This window comes from Streptomyces sulfonofaciens (assembly GCF_014656295.1).
Classification (GTDB): domain Bacteria; phylum Actinomycetota; class Actinomycetes; order Streptomycetales; family Streptomycetaceae; genus Streptomyces; species Streptomyces sulfonofaciens.
In genome coordinates this window covers 1-568 of sequence record NZ_BNCD01000097.1, presented here as the reverse complement: position 1 = coordinate 568, position 568 = coordinate 1, and the positions used below count along the sequence as shown (strand labels likewise).

Genomic DNA, 568 nt, shown 5'->3' with positions numbered 1-568 from the left:
ACTGAGCTTTATGGGCAGGATTTTGAAAAACGCTACTTAGAGTATGAAAAAGATCCTAAAATCATTAAAGAATACATTAACGCTAAAGATTTATGGAAAAAAATCTTAATGAATTATTTTGAAGCCGGCCTGCCTTTCTTAGCCTTTAAAGATAACGCCAATCGGTGCAATCCAAACGCTCATGCAGGCATTATTCGATCCAGCAATCTGTGCACGGAGATTTTTCAAAATACCGCGCCTAACCACTACTGCATGCAAATAGAATACACCGATGGTGCTATAGAGTTTTTTGAAGAAAAGCAGTTGGTAACGACAGATAATCATATCACTAAATGCGCCAACAAGCTCACTAGCACCGATATTCTTAAGGGCAAGCAAATCTATATCGCTACTAAAGTCGCTAAAGACGGGCAAACGGCGGTGTGTAATCTGGCGAGCATTAATTTAAGCAAGATCAACACTGAAGAAGACATTAAAAGGGTTGTGCCGATCATGGTTAGGCTTTTAGACAATGTGATTGATTTGAATTTCTACCCCAACCGCAAAGTCAAAGCCACCAATTTGCAAA

Annotated in this window: 1 protein-coding gene; it reads left to right on the top strand. The window is 39.3% G+C overall.

Annotated features, from left to right (window positions below; translation table 11 throughout):
* The coding region (locus IE313_RS36725) for a ribonucleotide reductase barrel domain-containing protein (protein ID WP_506005238.1) at positions 1–568 on the top strand (568 nt) is incomplete at both ends.